Origin of the sequence: Rhizobium sp. TRM96647, assembly GCF_025780115.1 — a bacterium.
GTDB lineage: Bacteria > Pseudomonadota > Alphaproteobacteria > Rhizobiales > Rhizobiaceae > Mycoplana.
In genome coordinates this window covers 14469-31590 of record NZ_JAOXHF010000019.1, presented here as the reverse complement: position 1 = coordinate 31590, position 17122 = coordinate 14469, and the positions used below count along the sequence as shown (strand labels likewise).

Sequence of the window (17122 nt, the reverse complement as noted above, 5' to 3'; positions counted from 1 at the left end):
AGCTTTAAACTCATTATGTGTATCGATACACTAAATGTAATTTTCCATTTGTCAAACGATAAACTAAAATCTATGGTCGGCTAAATTGAGGCGGGCTGCGGAGAGCGGCAAAACTGCCAATCAAGGGAGAGAGGCATGACGAAGACAATAAATCCGGGCAAGGCGAGCATGAAGCTGATCGGTGCTCCGTTCACGCCATTCGATCGGGAGGGCCGGCTCGATCTTTCGCTTGTCGAGCGGCAGGCGGCGCATATGCGCAAGACTGGCCTCGTGGGTGCGTTCGTTGCCGGGACCACCGGTGAGTCATCGTCACTGAGCGTCAGCGAGCGCAAGCGGCTGATGGAGACTTGGCGTGAGCATGCGGGTGACCTGCGCCTGATTGCCCATGTCGGCTCCGCCAATCTTGCTGAATCTGTGGAGCTGGCCGCCCATGCACAATCAATCGGCGTCGATGCGATCGGAGCCGTGCCTCCCTATTACTTCCGCCCGGGATCGACGTCCGCGCTGGTCGATTCCATGGCCGTGGTGGCGGGAGCGGCACCCGACCTGCCGTATTTCTATTACCACATTCCGGTTCTCACCAAGGTGGAGTTGCCAATGGCTCCGATGATGGAAGAGGCGATCAGGCGCATTCCTAATTTCGCAGGCATCAAGTTCACCCATTCGGATCTGCTCGAGTACTCCCATCTAGTCGAGATGGCAGGCGATCGATACGAGGTCATGTTCGGCCGCGATCCGCTTCTGCTTTTCGCCATGGGGGCGGGCGGCAAGGCCGCCGTGGGCAGCACCTACATGTTTGCGGCCGAACTCTATCACGCAATCATCAGCGCGTTCGATGAGGGGCGGCTGGATGACGCGCGGCGCGGAACGGCGATCTCCCGTGAGATCGTATCGCTCTGCAACCGCCACGGCGGACTGGTGGCGCAGAAGGCGATCTATAATCTGGTCAGTGCAGCATCGGGTACCGCCCGGCCGCCGTTTGCTCCGCTGTCAAGCGCCGCCATGGATGAGATCAGAACTTTCGTGGACTCAGGAAAGCTGCAATTTTCGGCAGCAGATAAAAGGTGACTGTTCCAACTTGACTGTCCTTGCAGAGGCGAAGGGAAAGGCATTGAGCATTACGATCAACGAGGTGGCGCGGCGCGCAGGCGTATCGACCACCACGGTCTCCAACGTCTTGAACGGGCGAACCAAGCGCATGCGCCCGGAAACCCTTTCTCGTGTGGAAGCGATCATCGGTGAGCTGCAGTACCGCCCGAATCGGGCGGCGCAAAGTTTGCGTGCCGGCGGCATCCACACCTTCGGCCTTGTCGTACCCTCGGTGTCCAATCCGTTCTGGGGCACCTTCGCCTCCTTATTCGAGACCGCCGCTCTAAAGCATGGATACGGCGTTCTCCTCTGCAACACGCATCGCAGCGTCGAGCGCGAGCAGGCCTATCTGCACGAACTGCGCAATGACGGCGTCGCCGGTGTCGTCCTCGGCTCCTCACTGCCATCGGCGCGCCATCTCGGGCCAATGATCGAGGGGGGTATGCATATCGTCACACTCGATCGCTCATCGCAGGCGAGCGATCCCGCGGGACTTGCGGACATCAGTGTCGACAACACGGTCGGAGCCGCTCTCATTGGCGATCATCTCTGGCAAAAGGGGCACCGGATCTTCGGGTTCATCGCCGGCGAGGCGAAGAGTATCAACCGCCAGGAGCGCGTCGCCGGTTTTTTGGGCTCTCTCAATGCTCATGGCGTGGCAACGGAAGAGGTTTACCTTTGGCCGTTCAGCCACAAAAGCCGCTTCAAGGAGGTCGACCTGTTCGAGACCGGCCGAAAGGCCGCCCGCGAAATCATAAAGACCTCGCAGCGGCGTGTGACAGCCATCGCTGCTGTCAACGATCTGATGGCGGTCGGCGCCTATCGCGGCATTCGCGACGAGGGGCTGGACGTGGGGACCGACATCGCAGTGGTGGGCTTCGACGACACCTTCCTCGCAACGATCGTCCAGCCGACCCTTACAACCGTCCGTCAGCCGCTCGATCAAATGGCGGAGATGGCGGTGGCAAGCCTCATGCGAATGATTGATGGGACGGGAGGGCCCCCGAGCTCGGTCCATCTGCCTGCGGAACTCATCCTTCGTGAGTCTTCGTAACCTGCCGGTAGGCTTAACCCGTCGTAAATTTCCTCGTTGAGGCTCGGCAATAAGTCTGTAAGTCCAGATGGCCGGGTACCGGGAAAGCCAATGCGAATCTCGCCGAGGCGGGATTACATTTGTCCTTCTCCGCCCGGTGATGCGCTGACGTTGAGTTTATGAAGCGGTGCCAGATGTCGCAACGCTGGGGACAACGGTTCGATTCCCATCAAGAGCGAGAGGGATGGGAGAAATGCGGCATGTGCCAGCTTCCGCCATCTCAATTGAGTGGAAAGTTCGCGTTCCGCCAATTGATTTGAAACGCCCAGGAAACATCAGGATCGGATACTTGGCGTTGCGTCCCAATTGGGGCCACAAGCCGACTGTTTGGATCTCGGCGCAATTTCGCGAAAAGTTGCCGCCGGGTGGAAAGAGGGCGGTCATCGTGTAGGGGGCGACGCAACGCCAAGCCCTGGCTCGCTAGCGACGTCAGTTGGGAGCGTTGTCGAGCGCTCGATCCGGTTGACATGGATGCCCAGGAGACCCTCGGCGGTTCAATCTGCCGCGCCGCTTGGCCTCAAACACGTGCCGCTCCCGAATCAGCATGATTCGCTGCAATGCCCTGCAGTCCAGAATTGCGCGGCGGTCCCCTGTCCGTCTGCAATTTGGCACTGTGGCGTTGCGGAGGAGGCCCCCTGTGGACGCTGGGTCATCAACCTGAACAGTTGCATGGGCCTGCCACGAGCCCGCATGACATGGACAGGAGCTTGCCATGCCACAGTTCGTCATCGGCTACGATCCTTGCCGCGCCTTCATCGAGGTCTGCGTCACGGTTCAGCACGAGCCGCCAATCAGGCGGGTATCGCTGACCGAAAAGGTCAGGACTACGTCTTCACCCACGGCGCGCGGGCGCCCGGACAGCGATTGAACGCGCAAGTTCGTATCACCCACGGTTACCAGGTATTCTGTAAGATTACCTCCGAACATGACCTCGGTGACCGTCCCGAGGATCTGATTTTCGATGGAGGCCGAGCTCTTTTCATCCAGGATCCTGATCGCCTCCGGTCGCAGGACGACATGGAATTTTTCTACGGCGATCTCTTCTGGCGCCGTGCAGGTCAACCGCCCGAACGGTGTTTCCACCATCGCCAGATCGCCGTCCCTGCGCTCGACGAGCCGTCCCTCGAAGGCATTCACCGTGCCGAGAAAGTCGGCGACGAACAACGTCTTCGGCCGGTGGTACAGGCGGTCCGGCACGCCTGCCTCGATGACCTTGCCGGACTTCATGATGATGACCTGGTCCGACAGGAGAAGCGCCTCGTCCTGGCTGTGCGTCACAAGCACGGTCGTCACGCCGATGCGCTTCTGAAGCCGCCTCAGTTCTAGTCGCATACCCTCTCGCAATTTTGCGTCGAGATTTGACAAAGGCTCGTCAAGCAGGAGAATCCTTGGCTCGGTGACCATGGCGCGCGCGAGCGCGACCCGCTGCTGCTGACCGCCGCTGAGCGCGCTCGGCAACTTTTCCTGCTGGCCGTCCAGGCCGACGAGCGCGAGAACTTCGTCCACGCGTAGCTTGCGCTTGCGAGCATCCTGCTCACGCTTTCGCCCGTATCTCAGGCCGTAGGCGACATTGTCGGACACGGTCATGTGGGGCCAGACGGCGTACGACTGGAAGACCATACCCATGTCCCGTTCCTCGGGCGCGACGACGCCGTCCTTGTCGGAGACGACTGCGCCATCCACCCGAATACTGCCGACAGTCGGCGTGATGAAGCCGGCGAGCATGCGCAGCGTGGTCGTCTTGCCGCAGCCGCTGGGGCCGAGGATGGAGGCAAAGCTTCCCGCAGCGATGGACAGGCCGATGTCGTCCACTGCCCGGAACGAACCATAGTGCTTTGAAAGGTTGTTGACTTCGATTGCGCCGACCATGGCGGACTCCTTACGCGGTTTCCTGCTGCCCGAAGAGCGACTTAGAGGACAGGCTCTGGGCAATGACTACGATGAGCATCATCACGGCGAAGACGCAGATGGCGACTGCACTGGCGCGCTGGTATCCGCCACCGCCATCCCAGAGATCCATAATCGCGGTGGCGATCGTGTCGGTGCCTATATGGCGGACGATGATCGAGGCGCTGAGTTCGGTCAGGGTGGTCAGGAAGACGATGATGCAGGCCGCCGTCAGACTGGGACGAAGCAGTGGCAGGATGATGCTGTAGAGGGTTCTGCCCCAGGACGCGCCCGACAGCCTCGAGGCTTCCTCCAGTTCGGGCGCGATCTGGCTCAATCCGGCATGCGCCGGCCGAACGGCGAGCGGTAGGTGGCGGATGATGTAGGCGAGCAGCAAGATCCAGAGCGTGCCGTAGAGGCCGAGTGACCGGAGCGGAAATCCCGTGACCGTCATGACGAGGGCAACCGCGAGCGCGGTGCCGGCGAGCCCCAGCGGAATGACCACGATGTAGTCCAACAGCGAGGAGCGGCGCCTGACGATGATGTAGGCGGCGAAGACGGACAGGACGGCGCAGACTATGGCGGTGCCAACCGACAGGATGACGCTGTTTGTGACTGCGCGCACGACGAGCGCATCTCCGAAGACGATGTCGCGGTAGTGCCGGATCGTGAAGTTGTCCAGGCTGATGCCGCCGCCGAGCCGGTCGAGCAACGAGGTCAAGCCCAGGCCGACGAGTGGCAGGACGACGGCCAGGAAGGCATAGATGTAGGCGATCGCGGCAAGCGCATGGCGAGCGCGCCCGAGCGGGAAGGGGCGTGGGGCGAAGCTCTTGCCGGTCACGGTCGCTACCGAGTTCCTCGCTTCGGTCCGCCGGTAGATCGCAAGCACGGCCAGAGACAGCAGGACGAGCAGCAGGGAGACGACGGAGGCTGCGGCGAAATTCGCCTCGATCATGTAGCTGCGGATGCGCAGTGTCAGGACCGTGAAGTTCACCATGTGGGGTGTACCGTAGTCGGCAAGCGCGCCGGCCATGGCCAGCATGCCGCCTGCGAAGATGGAACCCTTCGCGACGGGTAGGGTGACCGTGGCGATGATCCGCGCGCGCCCGACGCCGGAGATCGCAGCCGCCTCCTCCAGTTCGGGGTTCATCTTGGAAAAAGCGGCGGCCGTAACCAGGTAGACAAAGGCGACCGACTGGAGCGCCCCGAGGAACAGTACTCCGGCCATGTTGTAGACGTTCAGCGGGCCGCGGTCCGCAGCCAGGCCGAACAGGCCGCGCAGCGCGGTGTTGACCAGCCCGGCGTTCGGGCCGAGCAGATTCACATATGCCATCGCGACAAGAAAGGCGGGCGTGATCAGGGAACTGATGATCGAGAGCCTGATCACTCTCTTGGCCAGCGGCGAGATATCGGTTCGCTCGGTCAGGAACGCCAGCGGGGTGCCCACGGCGACAGAAATGAGGCTCACCCCGACCACGTAGATGATCGTATTGATCAACGCCTGGACCGTGTCGGCATTGGCGAGCACGTCATAGGCAAGTCCGAGGCTGAATGCGCCGGCCGGCATCGTGGCGCTGCCTATGAGGTGCACCACCGGGCCGAGGATCAGCGTCGCGATCGCCAGAATGAAGAGACCGGACGCAGATCGTCCAGCCAGAGGTTTGGAAAGCGTCATTGCTATCACCAAGGTCTGGCGAGCTTCGCCCACGCAATCCCGCGCGGGCGAAGCATGCCGTTACTGCTGCATTGCATCCAGAAACGTCTTCGTGTTCGACGTCCGCAGGTCCTGCGGAATGGGCACGCGCTTGATGGTGATGTCGTCGAGCGTCTTGCCGTCTGGCGTCCTGAAGCTCGCTTCTTTGTGAGACGGGACGCTACCCCAGTGATCGGAGAGAAATTGCTGGCCGCGCTGGGAGGCGAGATACTCATGCATTTTCTGCGCGCCTTCCGGATGCTGGGCACCTTCGACAATCGCACCGCCGTTGATCGTCGCCGGGCTGCCTTCGCTGGGCCAGGCAATCTTGACAGGCTCCCCCCTGGTGATGGCGGGAGCGATGAAGGAGAGCGGCATCTGCCCGGCGATCGAGATCTCGCCAGTCACCACGAGGTCGACAAGTTGGCGATGCCCGGAGACCAATGTCGGGCGAAGTTTGCCGAGTTCGTCGACAAAGGACCAGCCATAGGGGCTGCCCTCGCCGGCGAGATCCCGGGTCCAATACGTCAACGGGATCTGGATGCCTGCAGACGTCCGGGGATCGGCCAGGCCGATCTTGTCGGTCCACTTCGGGTCGATAATGTCCTTCCAGGCCTTCGGGGCATCGGCGTCGCTGACCGCCTTGGTGTTGTAGACGATGACGTAGGGTGCGAAATCGATCGGTACCCAGACGCCATCCTCGTCAAGTGCAGCGGGATTGAACTTCGACAGTTCGGCCGGAGCGCTGGCTGTCAGATAGCCACGCTCCTTGAATATCTCCAGGAAATCGACGTCGGACAGAATGTAGTCGGCCTTGCCGGTTCCAAGCTGCTGTTCGGACAGGAACTGCGTGCTGAGCTCGGCTCCAGCCGCCCGGTAATAGGTCATTGTCGTGCCGGGGTTGGCGGCCTCGAAATCCTGCTTCAACTGGTCCATGGCCTCCCGGGCCCAGTTGGAATAGACGACGATCTCCTCGGCGTTTGCACTCGGGGCTGCGAAGATTCCAGCCGCGAGAATCAGGTTTCTCAGTTTCATCCCGTGTTCCTCCTCCAGGTAACAGATGTTCAGATCATGAATGTCTGGTATTCGCTGAGCGTATCCTCGTTCAGTTCCACGCCGTTGCCTGGGCCGGCGGGCACATGCACGAAGCCCTGCTCGTCCATCGAGATGTCGGCAAGGTTACGCAGATAGTTCGCGGTCATGAACTTTCGCGGATCCTCCACGTCGAGGACGACGGGGAATTCGATCCAGCCGGCATTGTGGGTCGAGGCGACGAGGTGCAGCGTGGCCGCATTCTTCATGCCACTTCCGAAGGCGTGGGGAATGAACATCTTGTTGAAGATGTCACAAAGCTCGGCCACCCGCTTTGACTGGGTGATGCCGCCGGAGTAGCAGATGCGGGGCTGGTAGATTTCCAGCGCGTTCTTGTCGAGATAGTCCTTCATGCGGGCAGCGGTCGTTTCGGTCTGATAGCCACTGATCGGCGTCCGGTACTTGTGGTTGAGATAGGCAAGCCCCGCGATGTCGGAATGCATGAGCGGCTCTTCCAACCACCAGATGCCGTGTTCGTCGCAGGCCTGAGCGACCTCCTCGGCGTCGCGATGATTGGTGTAGTAAGCGTTCGCGTCCACGGCGACCTTGATCTTGTCCTCAGCCGCCTCCGTGGCCGCACGGATCAGTTCACGGTCCTCGTCGACGCCACGGCCGATCCCGAGCTTGACGCCTTGGATGCCGAGTTCGATGTATCGCTTGATGTCGGCGACGTGCTCCTCCGGCTTCTTCTTGATCGCGCTCGTGGCATAGGCGCGGACCTTGCCGCGGACCTTGCCGCCCATGAGCTCGTAAAGCGGCACGTTCAGGTTTCGGGCCTTCAGGTCCCAAAGGGCCTGATCGAGGGCGCTCATCGGACCGGCCCAGCCGATCGTCTTCACATACATCCAGAGCTCTTCCCAGATCAGGGAGATTTGACGCGGGTCTCGTCCGACGACCAGCGGCTTGAAGTTGTTGACCACAGCGCGGGCCATCGTCTCCTCCCGTTCCTGGCCACGCGCAAGCGTCGTTTCACCGCGGCCGACGAGGCCTGTATCTGTGTGAATTTCGACGATGGTCGACGACAGATCGAGGTGAAACGGAATGCCGCCACCGATGAGAAACTCCGGGGTGGATGCCCTCATGACCCGCGCTTTGACATCGACGATTTTCATTGCAATCTCCTCTCCTCCGCAGCTGTTTGTTTCCTGCGGCATCTGCTAAAAGTTTTTATCAAAATAGATAAAGACTTTTATCAACGCAAGTGCTATCACGGGGCATAGTGCTTAAGAGGTGTGAAGTGTCTGATTTGGAAGGTGGATTTTTGAGGAAGCGCGCAACGCTGGCAGATGTTGCCGCCTTGGCAGGCGTGTCGCAGGCTACGGTTTCCCTGGTCCTGAATTCGGTCGCTGATGCACGCATCGGCAAGGCGACGCGTGCAAAAGTTCAAAAGGCGGCCGCCGATCTGAACTATCGCGGCGCCTCGAAATTGCGCCAAGGCGGGCCGAGCCGGCTTGTCGGTGTTGTCATGGACGAGTTTCATCCGAACCGTTTCGCCGCGGCGTTTCTCGATGAACTGAGGGATGCTGCCTGGGAAGAACAGTGTGGCCTTCTCGTTGTTTCCACACGCGGTCAGCCGGAACTGGAGGATCCCGCGGTTGCGACGCTGCTGCAGCAGGAACCCGTTGGGATCGTCTATGCCAGCCTGTTTCCGAAACGCGTCGCGGTGCCCGAGGCCGTGGCGAACGCCAATACCGTGCTTGTCAACTGCCAGGACACGCTCGATCGCCTGTCCTCCGTGCGGCCGGATTTCGTCGATGCCGTGGTGTCGCCCTTCGAGTTCCTGCTCGCCCGCGGGCACCGGCGCATCGCGCTACTGAACCACGAGCACTGGAACCTGTTCGCGCAGGATCGCATGACGGGATATCGGAAGGCACTGGATGCCGCGGGTGTCCCGTTCGTCCGCTCGTATGTCCGGCACCTGAACGGCGCCCCGGACGATGGCTACATGGCAACGCTTGAGCTTCTGAAACTCGGCGAACCGCCGACGGCGATCATTTGCGGCAACGATCGCATGGCCTTCGGCGCCTATGACGCCGTTCGGGAGGCAGGCCTGCTCGTCGGCGGCGACGTCTCCATCTTCGGCTATGACGACTACGACATTGCCAGGTATTGCCATCCGCCCATGACCACGGTTCGCATGCCGTACTCGGAAATGGCGCGATGGGCCGTGGAACGCCTGCTCAATCCGGGCGAGGCAACTGTGAACAGGCTCGTGGCGGGAAACATCGTCGAGAGGGGTTCGGTGGGAGTTGTCAAAGCGGCCGGGCACTAACGTCCGCCAGGTGGGTGAGGTTGCCGATGCGAGTGGGGAAAGAATGCTACCCTGAAAGGAAGAGCCATAGACATCCATTTGTCGAGCGGGATGACGCCGTCGGCATCGTTGCACTCGAAGAACTTGTGGTGAGGTAGTGGTAGGCCTGCGTATCGGTCGCGGTCTCGTCGACGATCTGGTCGAAGCCGGCATGGGCCAGATGGAAGATCACGTGCACTGGTTCGACGGTACGATCCAGTGGATCAGCGCATCGAAGAGATATAGCAGGTACACGACCGGTGCATTGCAGCAATAGCATCAGTCAGTGTTACAAGCGGCACGGTGAGAAAAACCGAAAGAAGTGTGCGCCCTCCGTCACTCACCGGATTAGAATTGCCAACCGAGCGGCACCCAGGCATAGCCGGCGTCCGTCTTGAGCATTCGACCAAGGCCAGGGAACGGATAGTGGAAGCCGAGTACGAGGAGCCAGTCTGTCGCCGCCATGTCGAAGATGCGGCGTCGGGAGGCGAGAGCAGTATCCTTGTCGCGATCTGGCCCGGGCAGCCATGGCCGGTCGACATTGACGATCGGATGGTAGGCGAGATCCGCCGTCAACAGCAACTGATCGTTCCCGGATTGAACGAGGAAGTTCGCCATACCGGGGGTGTGGCCGAGTGCCGGAAGCGTGGTCAGCCCGGGGACGATCTCCGTGCCGGCCTCATACAACTCGATCCCGTTCGTGACAGGCTCAACACTCCGCTTGATGGCTGCGGAGAAATTGCGACGAAACTCCTCGGGTACCGGCATGTAGGACAGATCCGGATCGTTACGGACGAAGAAGTCCCAGTCGGCACGAGGCGCAAAGACGACCGCCCGCGGAAATGCCTTGCCGCCATCAGCGCTTCGAAGGTTACCGACATGGTCCGGGTGCGTGTGCGAGACTACCACAACGTCAATGTCCTCAGGCCGCAATCCGATGGCGGCCAAGTTCTCGAACACGCGGCCGCCTTGCGGACCCATGGTCTGACCGGCTCCGGCTTCGAGGAGAATCCGCCTGCCATTCGTCTCGATGAGAAGCGTGTTGAGGTTGAGCGTCAGGCGGTCGGCAGGCAGGAAGGCGTTTCTCAGCACCTCCTGCAGTTCCGTTTCCGGCGCATCGCTGGCATAGACCCGCGGAGGTCCGCCGATCAGCCCGTCACTCAGCACGGTCGCCGAGATGTCGCCAACACGAAAGCGGTAGTGGCCGGCATTTCGCCCTTGGGCCGGGAACGAGGTGGCGGAGATGGTCTGTGCAAAAGGCATGTCGCTCGGCAGGATCAGTCCCGTCACGGCTGATGCGGCTGTCAGCACGATCGTTCTGCGGTTCAGTGTGATTTCACCCATGTTTTTAATCCTCTCCAAATACCTGATCGTGGGGCCGCGCTTCAGCGTCGACCGGGCCCGCTCACGACGTGTTCTCTAGGGATGACACAGATCGGTTACGCAGATAAGCTAATCAAAATGGAACAGCTTATTAAGCAGGGCTTTGCAATGCGGCCACTCCGCCTTGACAGCTTGGAGATCTTTGAAGACGTCGTGCGCTGTGGTGGCTTTAGAGCCGCGGCAATTGGTAGGGGCGTATCGTCGTCGGCAATCAGCCAGTCGATCAGCGTGCTTGAGGAGGCGCTGGGCATCCGGCTGCTGAACCGAACGACGCGTAGCGTCGCGCCTACTGAAGCAGGCGGGCAGCTTCTCGAGCGGCTAAGGCCCGCGCTGCACGATATCAGAACAGCGATCGACGATCTCAATCAGCTTCGCGAGCGCCCATCTGGCACTGTGCGGATCAATGCACCAGGTCCGGCCGCCGACCACGTTCTGTGCCCTGTGGCCTTTGAGTTCATGAAAATTTATCCCGACATCAACGTCGAGATCATCAGTGATGCCGCGATCATCGATATCGTGGAGCAAAGATTTGATGCTGGCGTGCGCTTCGGGAAGCAACTCGCCCAAGACATGATCGCCATGCCGCTAGGCCCAGCATTGCGATATGCCATCGTGGCCTCGCCCGACTATTTTCGCAATCGTAGTCGACCGGAATCGCCGCGCGATCTGTTGCGACACGACTGTATTCGACGCCGTTTTCCGGGTGGAACCATGGTGACCTGGAACTTTGAGAAGGACGGCGACGAAGTGGAAATCACCCCGAAAGGTCGATTGACTCTGAGTTCAGCGCATCAAGAGCGTCAGGCGGCGCTTGCAGGATCGGGAATTGCCCACCTGTTCGAGGATTATGTCCGCGATGACATCGAGAAAGGCCACGTAGTCGAATTGCTTCCCGATTGGAAGAAGAAGCTGCCGAGTTGGTATTTGTACTATCCGAGCAAGCGACATACGAGCGCAGCTGTGCGGCTGTTCTTGGAATACATCCGCACTCGGAAATGGACTGGAGATATCTAGAGCCGGTCCTGTGATCGATGAATCGATTGTGATGTGACGCCTGTCGTCGATGACGATTCAACACCCATTTTGTTGAACGCAGGTGGGTGAGGTCCGCATTCATTGGCGGAAGAAAAGGCCGTAGGCGAAACGCGCAATTCCGAGCCCAAGCCTGGCCAAGGACAAGAAGGCCGATCCTGCATAGGGCTCATCAGCGCCGGCCGCCCGCAAGTCTGACAGCCGCCGGCGAGCGACGAAGCGCTATCATCGCCCAGGCGCCGATGAAGGGGCCGGGCGCGAGGATAACAAAGGACCATTGCCAGCTGCCGAGCCACGCGGCGATGTGCGGCATCAGCCAGATGACAAAGACGGTGAGCGCAAAGCCGAGCCCCATCTGCAGCGAAAGCGCCGTTCCCACGAAGTCCTGGTCTGCCAGTTCCGTCACGGCGGCGGAAAAGAGCGGGGAATCCCCGACGATCGCGACGCCCCAAACGATGGCGATGAGAACGACCAGCCAGATCGGCCCGGAAAAGGCAAAGCCGATGAGGAGGGCGCAGAGGCCGGACACGATCATCAGGCCGGCCGTGGTGGCGGTGCGCCCGAACCGGTCCGACAGGAGGCCGCCGGCCACGCAGCCGACGAGACCGGCGGCAATGGCGGCAAAGGTGACGAGCGAAGCCATGTTCGGAGGGAGCGTGCCTTCGGCCGCGGATCGCATGAAGATGAGGAGCCACGCCCACATCGCGTAGAGCTCCCACATATGGCCGAAATAGCCAGCATTCACCAGAAAGAGATCACGGTCGCGCAGCACGCGGCCGATCTGCCGCGGATTGAAGGTGGCCTTGCCGAACGGGTAGGGCCCTTCGCGAGCAAACAGCAGGAAGGAGATGCCGGCGATCAGGGAGGCGGCGCTCGACAGGCCGATGACGAGCCGCCAGTCGATATGCTCCGCGACGGTGCGGAAGAGGTGCGGCATGGATGAGCCGAGCGTCAATGCGCCGACCACCGCGCCGAGCGCAAGACCCCTGTTGCGCACGAACCAGGTGGAGACGAGTTTCATCGCCGGAGGATAGACGGCGGCAAGCGCCACGCCGGTCGCAAAGCGGCAGGCGATGGCGCCGAGCGGGCCGGGCTCGAGCAGCAGCAGGGCGTTCACGCCGGCCGCCAGGATGGAGGCGGCCGCCATGAGCCGGTTGAGGCGAACGATGTCGGGCAGGTTGACGAAGCTTGCCAGCAGCGCACCCGTCACGAAACCGATCTGCACGCCGTTCGTCAGCCAGGCGACGGTGCTGTCGGAAAGCTGCCAGGCGGCCTTGAGTTCGGGTGTGATGGCGGTGGCGGAAAACCATGTCGTCATGGAAAGGACGACGGAGATGCACAGGAGGACGAGGACCGGCCAGGGATTGGTATCCGCTGGCCGGCCGACGGCGGATCGCGCGCCGTTGTCGCTATCGGGCACGGGTCAAGCCTTTGCCAGGGGAACCGTGTAGACGGTCGCTGTTCCGCTGAGGCAGGTTTCGCCCGCTTCATTGCGCACGCTGGTGAGGATCTTGCAGATCGGCTTGTCGTCGCGGACCTCGGTGATCTCGACGCGCGCGGTGATCAGTTCGTCCACGCCGACGGCCTTGACGAATTTCCACTCGACGCCCAGGAAAACGGTACCCGGGCCGGGTAGGTCTTCGGCAACTACGGCGTTGAGCATGCCGGACGTGACGCCGCCCTGTACGATGAGCTTTCCAAAGACAGATGCTTCGGCAAGCGCACGGTCGTAGTGCAGCGGATTGCGGTCCCCGGTCATTTCGGAGAAGGCCTCGATGTCCTTCATCGTCGTGCGTCGTGACCGCTCGGCCGCGTCGCCGACCTTCGGCTTGCCCTTGATGATGCCGGCCCAGCCGTCTTGTTTGATGTCGCTCATGTCATGCCCTTTCCTAGGAGTGTTTCTGGCGGAAGGCGGGCAGGGTGCGCCCGCCGATCCGCGTCGGGACCATTTCGACCGCCTTGCCTATGGTGAGATCTTCGCCGGCTTTACGCAGAATGAAGCTCAGCAGCGTCGGTCCCTCCTCAAGTTCAATGATGCCGACCGCATAGGGCGCGACCGGTACCCAGCCTGGATGGCCGGGCTTGTGGACGATCGAAAAGGATTTGAGGCGTCCGCGGCCAGAGGCGTCCCTCCAGACGAGACGTTCGCTCCAGCAATGCGGGCAGATCGGTCGTGGATAGAAGACAGCGCCGTCACAGGCTTCGCAGTGCTGGATGGAAAGTCGTCCCTCTTCTGCGGCCGCCCAGAAGTGTGCCGTGAGTGCGGTGATGGTGGGGCCGGGGGTCTTAAGGAGATCGAGGTCCATCAGTCAGCTCCCAGAACAAGCGCCGTCGCTTCGCTGACGGTCGCGCCATTGCCCGTTACGAGGGCCAGTAGCGGATTGGCGATCTGCCGTCCGGTCGCCGACCCACGCAGTTGGCGAACGGCTTCGACAATATGGGTCATGCCGCCAGCAAGGTCCGGCTGGCCGAAGCCGATCTGACCGCCATGAGTGTTGAGCGGCGTGTCGCCGGAGAAGGAGAGATCGCGGCCCTTCAGCCACTTGCCGAATTCGCCCGGTCCGCAGAGGCCGGCATCCTCGATCGTCAGCGCGACCATGATCGTATAGCAGTCATAGAACGACAGCAGATTCATGTCCCGCACGGACGTGCCGGACTGCGCAAAGGCGCTGGCCATAGCGTGCTTCAACGGGCCTGTCGTCAGGTCTGGCGCCTGGGAGGCGGCTCGGTGTGTGATCTTCTCGCCCGCGCCCAGCAGGTGGACCATCGGCTGGCCACGCTCGCGCGCCCGCTTGACCGAAGTGACGATGACCGCCTCGGCGCCCGCTACCGGCATGACGATCTCGAACAGATGCAGCGGGGAGGCGACGATGGGCGACGCCAGCACGTCGGCCACGCTTGCTGGCTGTCCATGGAAAATGGCGTCAGGGTTGGACTGCGCGTTGTGGCGCGCCCAATGGGCAATCGTCGCGAAATCCTCGGCCGTTGTACCAAAGCGCGCCATGTGTGCCTGCATGAACAGTGCATAGGAAATGTTGGCGCCGGATGCCCCGAAGGGCACGTCGAATTCTCGGATAGGATTGCGGTTCGGCGAACGCGGCGGATTGTCGTCGCGTGCATTGCCGAGAACGCAGAGCACCGTCTCGCACATCCCTGCCTGAATGGCGGCCGCCGCGCGCCAGACCATGCCGGCGGCGGACGCGCCGCCGAGATCTACGACATTGCCCATGGTCGGCCTTAGGCCGAGATATTCGGCGATCGTCGCCGGCACATGTTGCGGCGTCTCGCCGACCTGCGGGCCGACAAGGAGGCCGTCGATCTCGTAGGGCTCGATGCCCGCGTCCGCGACGGCCGCCGCCGATACCCTGGCCAGCATCTCCAGCGTCGTGACCCCTTCGGTTCTGCGCTGCGGCCTGATCTCGCCGATCCCGATGATCGCGCCCTTGGAGCGTGTAGCCGTCATGCCGCGGCACTCCTGTCGAGGCTGCGGTACTCGTCGAGGCATTCCGGATTGGCGAGCGAGCCCATATTCTTGACCACGCCGCCTTCCAGGACGGTGCGGGCGGCACCCTCGACGCGCTTTCCGTTGAGCGTATAGGGGATGGCGCTGACGGCGTGGATGCGATGGGGCACATGGCGCGGCGATGCCATGTCGCGGATCCTCCGGCGGATCTCACGGGCAAAGTCCGCGGAAAGGCCGGCATCGTCCTTTAGCTTCACGCAGAGCACGATTTCCTCGTCGCCGGGAACGGGCGCCCCGAAGACGAGGCAGTCGTCGATTTCCGGGAAGAGTTCGCAGGTGGCGTAGATTTCCGCCGTCCCGATGCGCACGCCGCCGGGCTTCAGCGTCGTGTCGGAACGGCCGTAGATCACCGCCGAGCCATGGGGCGTCATCTCGGCGACGTCGCCATGGGTCCATATCTCGCGGCGCTGCGAGAAATAGGTATCGTGATACCGCTTCATGCCGCCTTCGCCCCAGAAGGTGAGGGGCATGGAGGGGAAGGCTTCCGTGCAGACGAGGTCCCCCTGCCGGCCGAAGACCGGCGCGTTGCGGTCGTCCATGACGGCGACGGCAAGGCCGAGGCCCTTGACCGTGAGATGGCCACGGCGCACCGGATGGACGGGCGAGCCGAGCATGAAGCAGCCGATGATCTCCGTACCGCCCGAGATCGAGGCGAAGACCATGTCCTGCTTGATATGCGCATAGACCCAGTCGAACTGGTGCGGCGAGACCGGCGCACCGGCCGAAAGCAGGGACTTCAGCGCGGAAAGGTCGTGATACCGCGCGGGCGAATAGCCCTCGTCGGCGAGGGTCGCCAGGTATTTCGGGCTCGTGCCGAAATGCGTGACGCCCGCCCGCTCCGCCGCTTTCCAGAGCGGGGTGACGTCGAGGCCGTCGGGTGTCTTGAGGATCGGCGCCCCGTCGTAGAGCAGGATGGCGGCATTGCAGGCGAGCGCCGAGATGAGCCAGTGGTACATCATCCAGGCGGTGTTGGTGTACCAGCTGACGACGTCGCCGGGGCGCACGTCGCCGTGCAGCGCATGCTCCTTCAGGTGCTGCAGCAAGACGCCGCCTGTGGAATGCACGATCGCCTTGGGCGCGCCGGTCGTGCCGGACGTGTAGAGGACATAGAGGGGGTGGCGGAACGGCACGCGTTCGAAGGCCAGCGGCGCGTCGCTGCCGAACGCCGCATAGTCATAGCGGGTAAAGCGCTCTCCGTCAGTGGCCGGCAGGCCGCCGTTGGTGACGACTACATGTTCCACGCTCTCCATGCCGTTGGCGATGTCGACGATCCGCCGGGCGATATCGTGATCCTTTCCGCCATAGCGATAGGAGGCTGCGGCGAAGAGGACTTTCGGCTTGATCTGACCGAGGCGATCGAGAATCGCCGTGACGCCGAAGTCGGGGGAACAGGACGACCACGTCGCGCCGATGGCCGCTGTCGCCAGCAGGGCGACGAGCGCTTCCGTCCGGTTCGGCAGGATGCCGGCCACGCAATCGTCCCGGGTGATGCCGGCGCGGCGCAGGCCATCGGCCGTGCGGGCCACCATGGCGCGCAACTGGCCGCGTGTGACGGTTCCGTGCGCGCCGGTTTCGTCCGCCTCGTGGATCGCGATGGCGTCATCACTTCCGCGCAGCAGATTTTCCGCCAGATTGACCCGGGCGTCCGGGAAGAAGGCGGCGCCGGTCATCGGATTGTCGGCGTTCTCGACGAACGCGCGGTCGCCCGCATCGCCGATCATGCCAGTGAAATCCCAGATTGCCCGCCAGAACGCGCCCTTGTCCGCGATCGACCAGCGATGGAGGGTGTCGTAGTCGCGGGGATCGAAGCCGTGGGCGCGCGCGAATCCCGCGAGGTTGCTTGTTTCGAAGCGCGCCTCTTCAGGCTGCCAGACGATATCGGATTGCATTCTTCCTCCTCCAGGATCAGCCGCTTTTGCTGTTGCGTAAGTACCGACCGATCGGTACAATGCGAGCTAAGAGTTGCGCTGTCAATGCGAAATCGTGTCATGTATCGGCGCCGATACGCGTCGCCGCATCCGGCGCCTGCATTTACCGGGA

15 protein-coding genes are annotated in these 17122 nt (G+C 62.1%); 5 read left to right on the top strand and 10 right to left on the bottom strand.

What is annotated here, in order from left to right:
* Positions 1-135: 135 nt before the first annotated feature.
* Together OCK02_RS23905 and OCK02_RS23900 are read left to right on the top strand one after the other, a co-directional pair.
* Positions 136-1068, top strand: a complete 933-nt coding sequence (locus OCK02_RS23905) for a dihydrodipicolinate synthase family protein (protein ID WP_263815202.1) — start codon at positions 136-138, stop codon at positions 1066-1068.
* Positions 1069-1111: 43 nt separating this feature from the next.
* The gene (locus tag OCK02_RS23900; protein WP_263815201.1) at positions 1112-2143 is read left to right on the top strand and encodes a LacI family DNA-binding transcriptional regulator; all 1032 of its coding nucleotides are present in this window, start codon (positions 1112-1114) and stop codon (positions 2141-2143) included.
* An 813-nt stretch (positions 2144-2956) separates the two neighbouring features.
* On the opposite strand, the gene OCK02_RS23895 is transcribed toward OCK02_RS23900, so the two are convergent.
* From OCK02_RS23895 to OCK02_RS23880, 4 genes are read right to left on the bottom strand one after another with little or no spacing between them, the layout of a single operon-like run.
* Entirely contained in the window at positions 2957-4051 is a 1095-nt protein-coding gene (locus OCK02_RS23895) for an ABC transporter ATP-binding protein (RefSeq protein WP_263815200.1), read from the bottom strand.
* 10 nt (positions 4052-4061) lie between these two features.
* Positions 4062-5744, bottom strand: a complete 1683-nt coding sequence (locus tag OCK02_RS23890; RefSeq protein WP_263815199.1) for an ABC transporter permease — start codon at positions 5742-5744, stop codon at positions 4062-4064.
* Between the two features lie 60 nt (positions 5745-5804).
* The gene (locus OCK02_RS23885; protein WP_263815198.1) at positions 5805-6797 is read right to left on the bottom strand and encodes an ABC transporter substrate-binding protein; all 993 of its coding nucleotides are present in this window, start codon (positions 6795-6797) and stop codon (positions 5805-5807) included.
* A gap of 29 nt (positions 6798-6826) precedes the next feature.
* Positions 6827-7966: a mandelate racemase/muconate lactonizing enzyme family protein gene (locus tag OCK02_RS23880; protein WP_263815197.1), complete on the bottom strand. Its 1140-nt coding sequence runs from the start codon at positions 7964-7966 to the stop codon at positions 6827-6829.
* A 134-nt stretch (positions 7967-8100) separates the two neighbouring features.
* Here OCK02_RS23880 and OCK02_RS23875 point away from each other — a divergent pair, with 134 nt between their 5' ends.
* Complete coding sequence (locus OCK02_RS23875; protein ID WP_263815196.1) at positions 8101-9126, top strand: LacI family DNA-binding transcriptional regulator; 1026 nt, start codon at positions 8101-8103, stop codon at positions 9124-9126.
* Between the two features lie 136 nt (positions 9127-9262).
* Positions 9263-9421, top strand: a complete 159-nt coding sequence (locus OCK02_RS23870; protein ID WP_263815195.1) for a hypothetical protein — start codon at positions 9263-9265, stop codon at positions 9419-9421.
* 71 nt (positions 9422-9492) lie between these two features.
* On the opposite strand, the gene OCK02_RS23865 is transcribed toward OCK02_RS23870, so the two are convergent.
* Positions 9493-10455, bottom strand: coding sequence for an MBL fold metallo-hydrolase (locus tag OCK02_RS23865; RefSeq protein ID WP_263815236.1), 963 nt, complete (start codon positions 10453-10455; stop codon positions 9493-9495).
* A 114-nt stretch (positions 10456-10569) separates the two neighbouring features.
* Here OCK02_RS23865 and OCK02_RS23860 point away from each other — a divergent pair, with 114 nt between their 5' ends.
* Positions 10570-11541, top strand: a complete 972-nt coding sequence (locus tag OCK02_RS23860; protein ID WP_263815194.1) for a LysR family transcriptional regulator — start codon at positions 10570-10572, stop codon at positions 11539-11541.
* Between the two features lie 190 nt (positions 11542-11731).
* Here the strand turns inward: OCK02_RS23860 and OCK02_RS23855 are convergent, their stop codons facing one another.
* Genes OCK02_RS23855 through OCK02_RS23835 form a run of 5 tightly spaced genes read right to left on the bottom strand, consistent with a single transcriptional unit; the run spans position 11732 to position 16971 of the window.
* Positions 11732-12979 (bottom strand): MFS transporter, encoded by a 1248-nt coding sequence (locus tag OCK02_RS23855; protein WP_263815193.1) that lies wholly within the window; start codon positions 12977-12979, stop codon positions 11732-11734.
* Positions 12980-12982: 3 nt separating this feature from the next.
* Positions 12983-13435: a MaoC family dehydratase gene (locus OCK02_RS23850; protein WP_263815192.1), complete on the bottom strand. Its 453-nt coding sequence runs from the start codon at positions 13433-13435 to the stop codon at positions 12983-12985.
* A 13-nt stretch (positions 13436-13448) separates the two neighbouring features.
* Complete coding sequence (locus OCK02_RS23845; RefSeq protein ID WP_263815191.1) at positions 13449-13865, bottom strand: Zn-ribbon domain-containing OB-fold protein; 417 nt, start codon at positions 13863-13865, stop codon at positions 13449-13451.
* Positions 13865-15022 carry a thiolase family protein gene (locus OCK02_RS23840; RefSeq protein WP_263815190.1) on the bottom strand — a complete coding sequence of 386 codons (1158 nt, stop codon included), beginning with the start codon at positions 15020-15022 and terminating at the stop codon, positions 13865-13867. Before OCK02_RS23840 ends, OCK02_RS23845 begins: the two co-directional genes overlap by 1 nt.
* Positions 15019-16971, bottom strand: coding sequence for an acetoacetate--CoA ligase (locus OCK02_RS23835; protein WP_263815189.1), 1953 nt, complete (start codon positions 16969-16971; stop codon positions 15019-15021). Before OCK02_RS23835 ends, OCK02_RS23840 begins: the two co-directional genes overlap by 4 nt.
* Positions 16972-17122: the final 151 nt, after the last annotated feature.